This is a genomic window from Candidatus Protofrankia californiensis (genome assembly GCF_900634765.1).
Lineage (GTDB): Bacteria > Actinomycetota > Actinomycetes > Frankiales > Frankiaceae > Protofrankia > Protofrankia californiensis.
In genome coordinates this window covers 1-6,990 of sequence record NZ_CAAAFT010000231.1, presented here as the reverse complement: position 1 = coordinate 6,990, position 6,990 = coordinate 1, and the positions used below count along the sequence as shown (strand labels likewise).

The following is a 6,990-nucleotide window of genomic DNA, read 5'->3' as shown; positions in this document are numbered from 1 at the left end:
TGCCGGTGCGACGAGACCGGGCTAAATAGGATTTATTCGCACCAGATGCAACATTCGGCGGACGTTGAAAAGTGGACGAATTTGGACTCTCGGCGCGTCGTAAGTGGCAGTAAAGAAATAACTACATCTTCTATTCTCTACGCCGCTACAGGCGCTTCGAGGGTATAATTCCACTCACCATGAAACATATGCCGGTAGATCGGAAGGGCGGCGATCTCCTCATCGGAAATCTTCGTACCGGTCTCGTAGGTATTCCAGTCCAGCTGGGCTTCAACCCGAAGCCCAGCGCTGGTCGTGGTGGAGGCAATGAGGTTCACGACGGCCTCATAACTCCCCAACGGCCGACCGCGCCAGTTCATTGAAATATGACTGAACAGGCGATGCTCTATCTTGTTCCACTTCGACGTTCCGGGCGGATAGTGACAGACCGTGATTTCCAGCCCGGTCTCGGCCGCGAACTTGGCTATTTCTACCTTCCACAGCCGGTTCCGGTAGCCGTTGGACCCACCGCCGTCGGCAGTTATCAGGAGTTTACGGGAGTTCGGGTACACCTTCGAGCCCGTCGCCTCCCACCACCGCCGAATAGCGTTCACCGCGAACGTCGCCGTCTCGGAACTGGCACCGACCGTGACCCAGCCCGTGTTCTTGGTGATGTCGTACACCCCATACGGAACGGCCTTGGGAACGCCATTCGGAAAATCATGGTCGTTGACCGGAATCGGATCACCGACCTTCCGCCACTCCCGACCACCGTTCGCGAAGTCGCCGATCAACTCCTTTTTCTTGCCGTCCACGCTGATGACCGGCTCGCCAGCGGCCTGGTACCGCGCGATCTCCCCGATGAGGTACCGGAACTGATCATCCCGGTCCAGGTGACAGGAACCGGCGAGCACCTTGGACGGTGCCTGGAGGCTGAACCCCATATCCGCGAGCAGCCCCGCCACGGTTGTATGACTAATCTTGAAGCCTAACTTGAGCAACGCGACCGCGAGCTTCCGCGTCGTTTTAGACGTCCACCGAGTAAGGCGTTCGGGATCCCCGACGCTTTCCGGATCGACCAGCCCGGATAGCGTCGGCCGTAATTCCGGCTCTACCTCCTCAGCCGGTTTCCGGCCACCACCAGGCCGGCGAACCCGACGCGTCACCTCGATACCCCTGTCGATCTCCAGAGCCCTCCGTTGCACGGTGCCGCGATCGACGCCCGCCATCCGAGCCACCTCCGCCACACCGCCATAGCCCAGCATCCGCGCATGCGCGCCGAGAAAATATCTCCTCTGGTTCTCGGCCAGATGCGGAAGAACCTGCTGAAACAGCAACGTCAGTGCCTCGCTGGATATCAAGTACTCTGCCATGCAGCGAACAGTACCTACCCGACATCAACGATGTGATTAGCGACTCACTACAGTTGTCCAACTGAACTATATGCGTACAGCTTTAAGCATGCCCAAAACCTCGAATTAGTTGCTGGACTTAATTCATTACGACCCCTAAGTTGGAGCGTATCGCGACACGCCGGCCTCTGGCGGCTAAACGCGGATGCCGATGTTCGATGCAACGATGATGCATCGGATGCAACAGGAGGCTGCCGTGGCACAACGTGTCGACCTGCCGGGTGCGGCACATCTTGTTCTTGATGCGACGGTTGCGCATTTCGATCCAGCGGCGGCGGTGTTCGCTGCGATGCTGGAAGGCTGGTCGCGTCAACAGCAGAGCCGATTCTTGCGGCCTGCGACGATCCGGACGCGACTGGATGTGGTGCGCCGGTTCGCGGCGTTCACGAACCAGTACCCGTGGGAGTGGACACCGAGTGAAGTGGAGGCGTTCACCTCCGACCTGGTCTCAGGGGTGAGCCCGCGGGCGGCGTCGACGGTGCGGGCCTACCAACTGACAGTGCGGCTGTTCTGCGAGTTCGTCACCGACGCCCGGTACGGCTGGCCGGTCGAGTGCGAGCGGCGGTTCGGGACGGTGCCGAGCCAGATCTGCCACGAGTGGAACACGGTCGCGCACCGGGCCGACTACGAGGGCCGGCCGGGCCGGCGGGCGCTGACCTACGACGAGGTGCAGGCGCTGTTCGACGCCGCCGACGCCAGGGTCGAAGAGATCCGCTCTCAGGGTCGGAAAGGCGCGCTATCGGCGCACCGGGACGCAGTGGTACTCAAGACGGTGTACGCCTACGGGTTGCGTCGGCGGGAAGCAGCGTTGCTCGACGTCGTGGACTTCCGCCGCAACCCGCGGGCCGTCGCCCATGGCCGGTTCGGGTCGGTACAGGTGCGGTGGGGCAAGGCATCGCGGGGCAGCCCACCGAAGCGGCGCACGGTGCTGACCGTGCCCGAGTTCGATTGGATCGTCGAGCTGCTCGACGACTGGTGCGAGCAGCTGCGTCCGCGTTTTGACCCCGGCCAGCATCCCGCCCTGTGGGTCACCGAACGGCGCGGCCGGGTAGCGGTACGCCACCTTGATGACCTGTTCGGCCTGGCTCGTCGGGCGGCGGGGCTGCCAGAGGAACTGGATTTGCATTCTCTGCGGCACAGCTACGTCACCCATCTGTTGGAGTTCGGCTATCCGCCGCTGTTCGTGCAACAGCAGGTCGGGCATTCCTACGCATCCACGACCGCGATCTACACATCGGTGTCGGACGAGTTCCGCAATCGGCTGCTGGAGAAGTCACTGCGCCGCTTCGAGGATCTGTGGGAGACGCCCCGGTGACCCGGACGACGAGTATCCGCTGGCATCTGCGGACCCGGATGGCGGAAAAGGGGCTGTTTCAGACCTCCGATTTGGTGCCGCTGCTGGCCGAACGCGGTGTGCACCTCTCCCGGGAACAGGTCTTTCGGCTGGTGACCCAGCCCCCGCAGCGGCTGTCGATGGACACCTTCGCCGCGTTGTGCGACGTGCTCGGCTGCACGCCGAACGACTTGATCGAGATTGTGGCTGTCGCCGAGCAGGTCGCGAAGACGGCCTCCGCGGGCCGGCGGACCGCGGGTGGTGCGCCGGCGGGGCCGCGGCGCACCACGATCCGCCGACCGGAGGGGCTATGACACCCGACAGACCGGGAGCTTCGACGAACTCCTTTCGAGGGCCGGCGGCACGAGCCGGCCGGCGACCGCCCGTCGACCGCCAGGCGCTACTGCACGCAGTGGCCACACGGCTCGTCGCTGTCGTCCCGCGGATGACGGACGCCGACGCACGCCACCATCTCGACGCGATCGCGGGAACGGTGAACTCGCGGCTGGCTTGGTTGGACGACCATCTGGCCGCGTTCCCCGATGCGCTGCGGTCGGGAAGCTCCGACGCGCCCGCCATCTTCATCCGGTTCGCGTACACGCTGCACCAAGCGGGATACGCGGTGGTGGCGCCCGCTTGCGTCGACTGCGAGCAGGTCGCCGCGGCTCTGCCGCAGCGGGCCGAGGGCGGCCGGGTCTGCGCCCGGTGTGCACGACGCCGGCAAGCCAAGGAGTGCGGGCGTTGCGGCCGGCGCAACCCGGTTCGGGTCCACGACCCGGATGGGACACCAGTGTGCCAGAACTGCTGGAACCGTGACCCCGCCAGCTGGCAGACCTGCACCAGCTGCGGACGCGCGACGCCGCCAGCGGCGCGCCCGAACGGGGAACCGATCTGCCGGCGCTGTTACGAGACACCCCGCGTGATCTGCGCCCGCTGTGCCCTATCCGCCGTCGAAGCCGCCCGCACCGACGACGGCGAACCGCTGTGCGCCGCCTGCCGGCCCGCGTCGCGCTGCGGACTGTGTGGAAGGGAAGGTCGTCTCAAGGTCCGCGCCCGCGACGGCCGGCCGGGGCTGTGCGAGGCGTGCTACCGCCGCACCCTGTCCGGTGTCTGCGACGCCTGCGGGCTGGTCGGGAAGCTGGCCACGACCGGAGCCCACGGCGGACCCCGCCTGTGCACCCGGTGCCGACCCGCGGCCACCCGCCGCTGCTCGCGGTGCGGATGCGATCGGCGGATCATCGCCACCTGGCCGATCGGCAGCGTCTGCGCCTCTTGCTACGCCTGGACCCGCCGCCACCCGGCCGCCTGCCCACGCTGCCAGCGCACCCAGGTCCTCGTCGGTCTCGACCAGCAGGGGCAGCGGATCTGCGGCCCGTGCGCCGGCTTGGACGTCGACTACACGTGCCCGTCCTGCGGACGGGCCGGGTTCGTGCCCCGCGACGGGATGTGCGAACGCTGCCTGGCCACCCGCCGCGCCGACGAACTACTCACCGGCACGAATGGGGCCATACGCGCCGAGCTGCGCCCGCTGGCGACCGCCCTAACCAACGCCGACGCGCCCGACGCCATCCTGACCTGGCTGCGACCCGGAGGACCCGCCGAAAAGCTGTTCAATCGCCTCGCTGCCGCCGAGGTACCGCCCAGCCACGAGCTGCTCGACACCTGGCCCCAAACCCTTGCCCTGCACCGGTTTCGCCAGACCCTCGTCCACGTCGGCGTTCTGCCCGACCGCGCTGACCACCTCGAACGCCTCGGCCCCTGGCTCGACGAGCTCCTCACCACGCGCCCGGCCGGCCATAGCCACCTGATCCGCACCTGGGCGCACTGGGCGCACTGGGCGATCCTGCGCCGAGCCCGCCACCGGCTGCCCGCCCGGCCGTTCACCCCACACGCCGCCGGATGGGCCCGCACCCGCATCCGCGCCGCGCTCCGCCTGCTCGCCTGGATCGACGAGCAGCAGACCACACTCGCCGACCTCACCCAGACCGAGATCGATCGCTGGCTGACCGAACAGCCGCCCGAAAGTGCCTACCCAGCACGCGAGTTCCTGCACTGGGCCCGTAGCCGACGCCTCACCGGCGACGTGACGATCCCGAAACGGCACCCACGCCACATCGTGACCGCGATCAGCGAAGACGACCGGTGGACCCACCTACGCCGCTGCCTACACGACACCACCCTGCCCCTGCACGCCCGCGCGGCAGGCGCCCTCCTGCTGCTCTACGGCCTGCCCGTCAGCCGCATCTCCACCCTGCTCGCCGACCAGATCAACACTGAGGGAAATCGGACGCTGCTTCGCCTGGGAGCGCACGGAATGCTTCTCCCTCCGGCCGTCGCCGACCTGCTACTCGCCCAACGCGACGCCGCCCGCACCGCGTCCGTTCTCGGTCGCAGCGCCCCGTCGGCAACGGCCTGGCTGTTCCCCGGAGGCTTCCCCGGCCGACCCGCCCGCGACGTGGTCTACCGGGCGCTTCGCGACAACGGACTACCGCACGCTCGGTACGCCCGCAACGCCGCGCTCATGACGCTCGCCGCAGACCTACCCGCACCGATCCTCGCGAGCCTGCTCGACCTCCACATCACCACCGCCGTCGCCTGGACCCAGCACGCCACCCACGACTGGACCCTCTACCTCGCCGCAAGGGACCGCCCTGAGCCCTAAAGACTGCATGCGTCGCCCCGGGAGACCACCCAGGGTACGCAAGTCCGCCAGCTGGAACGCTCCCGCTCGAACCTGGTGCGTAGGTCTTCCGCTTGGGATGTCGTAACGTCGCGGAGTAGCTCGTCGGCACGTCGCCAGCAGTGCGCGGCGTCGTCCCAGCGACGCAGAACGGCGAAGACGCCTCCGCGTTCGTGCAGTGTCTGAGCTTCCAAGGCGGGCAGGCGGTACCGGTGATACGCACTGGCCGCTTGCTCGAACAGCTCTAGTGCCTGCTGATGATCGCCCAGCAGGTGGTACGCGAAGGCGAGGTTGTGGACGGCGTCCGTGTCGGTGAAGAAGCCCGACAATCCCTTTCCCAGCTTCCGAGACGCTTCCAGGTACTCGACGGCGCGTTTCGGCCGCCCAAGCCGCAGGTGGATACGACCGAGCCGATTCATACAGGTCACCTGCCCGAGCGGGTCCCTGGCGCGCCGACAGAGTTCGAGGACCCGCTCGTGGCCACGCTGAGCGTCTCCGATACGGCCGATGTGCTCGTCGTAGATCGCTCTCGCCGAGGTGATATAGGCGAGTAGTAACCAGTTGTCGTCCGGTCCTGCATTCTTGGCCAGCAGTTTCTCGGCCACGCTGAGGAGTCGCTCAGCCTCGTCTCCCCGGCCGAGTTCTAGGTGGCACTGGGCCAGGCTGGCTCGCGCCTTCACCTGTAGGTGCCAGGTCCCGAACTGGTCGGCGAGCTGCACTGATCGTTCGAGATGGGGCACAGCGTCGGCGTGTCGCATCCGGTCTTGTAGACAGGTTCCCAGGGTTTCCAGGAGAACTGCCTCGGTCTCGTGGTCCTCGCGTCGGCGGGCATCGGCGATCGCCGTGGTGCAGGTCGCGAGCCAGTCGTCCCAGTAGCCTCTCAGCCTAAAAAGGACTGCGAGCGCTTTGGCGAGCAGGACGGCTTGGTCGTCCATGCGGAACTCCGCCGCCAACCGCACGGCCGCGACCAGGTGTTCACGCTCGTTCTCGAACCATTCGAACGCCTCCTGCCGGCTCGCGAACCCGCTCGCCCGCTGTTCGACGGTGGTCGCCTGATCGGGCAGGTCGAGCCGATCAGTCCAGACCCTCGTGCAAGCCGCCACGAAGCCAGCCCAGAACATCAATCTGACGAGGATCTCGGACGCCTCATCGGCCCGCGATAGAAGGTCCCGGGCGAACAGCAGGAGGAGATCGTGGAAGCGGTACCGCCCTGGCGTGTTCGCCGGTTCGAGTAGTTGGGCGTCGCGTAGGTCTTCCAGCAGCTTTTCCACCTCGTACCGCAGGTCGTCGTCGCCGGGAGCGAGGGGGCTGTCAATACCCTTGGGAAGGGTGAGGCCGCGTAGCAGGGTGCTGCCGGGACCGATGAGCACACCGGCGCCGACCGCGCAGGCCAGATCGACTCCGAAGCTCGGTCCAGGCACGATCCCGAGTCGACGGAACAGCAGCGCCTGCTCGTCGCTGAGCTCCCGGTAGGACAGCATGAAGCTGGCCCGGACGTCCAAGTCGGCGAACCTAAGCTGGTCGAGTCGGCGACGTTCGTCGGCCAGCCGGCCCCTAGCGTAGTCCATGGTCCACTCCGGCCGGCT

General features: G+C 66.8%; 5 protein-coding genes. 3 read left to right on the top strand and 2 right to left on the bottom strand.

The features are described 5' to 3' along the window. Positions 1–137: 137 nt before the first annotated feature. The gene (locus DD1DGNOD_RS12555) at positions 138–1,352 is read right to left on the bottom strand and encodes an ISAzo13 family transposase (protein WP_131770183.1); all 1,215 of its coding nucleotides are present in this window, start codon (positions 1,350–1,352) and stop codon (positions 138–140) included. 235 nt (positions 1,353–1,587) lie between these two features. Here DD1DGNOD_RS12555 and DD1DGNOD_RS12550 point away from each other — a divergent pair, with 235 nt between their 5' ends. The 3 genes from DD1DGNOD_RS12550 to DD1DGNOD_RS12540 are packed head-to-tail and all read left to right on the top strand — an operon-like array spanning position 1,588 to position 5,386. After that, positions 1,588–2,706 (top strand): tyrosine-type recombinase/integrase, encoded by a 1,119-nt coding sequence (locus DD1DGNOD_RS12550; RefSeq protein ID WP_131770182.1) that lies wholly within the window; start codon positions 1,588–1,590, stop codon positions 2,704–2,706. Further along, a complete protein-coding gene (locus DD1DGNOD_RS12545; RefSeq protein WP_241255679.1) occupies positions 2,703–3,038 on the top strand; it encodes a helix-turn-helix domain-containing protein in 336 nt (111 codons plus the stop codon). Before DD1DGNOD_RS12550 ends, DD1DGNOD_RS12545 begins: the two co-directional genes overlap by 4 nt. Further along, positions 3,035–5,386, top strand: coding sequence for a hypothetical protein (locus DD1DGNOD_RS12540; RefSeq protein WP_131770181.1), 2,352 nt, complete (start codon positions 3,035–3,037; stop codon positions 5,384–5,386). The genes DD1DGNOD_RS12545 and DD1DGNOD_RS12540 overlap by 4 nt, the downstream gene beginning before the upstream one ends. Here DD1DGNOD_RS12540 and DD1DGNOD_RS12535 read toward each other — a convergent pair. Beyond that, the coding region (locus DD1DGNOD_RS12535) for a tetratricopeptide repeat protein (RefSeq protein WP_206443128.1) at positions 5,383–6,990 on the bottom strand (1,608 nt) is incomplete at its 5' end. The genes DD1DGNOD_RS12540 and DD1DGNOD_RS12535 overlap by 4 nt on opposite strands.

What these genes read in the sequence shown, in the direction of transcription:
- DD1DGNOD_RS12555 (WP_131770183.1), bottom strand. Translation starts at nt 1,352, where the DNA reads ATGGCAGAGTACTTGATATCCAGCGAGGCACTGACGTTGCTGTTTCAG.
- DD1DGNOD_RS12540 (WP_131770181.1), top strand. Translation starts at nt 3,035, where the DNA reads ATGACACCCGACAGACCGGGAGCTTCGACGAACTCCTTTCGAGGGCCG.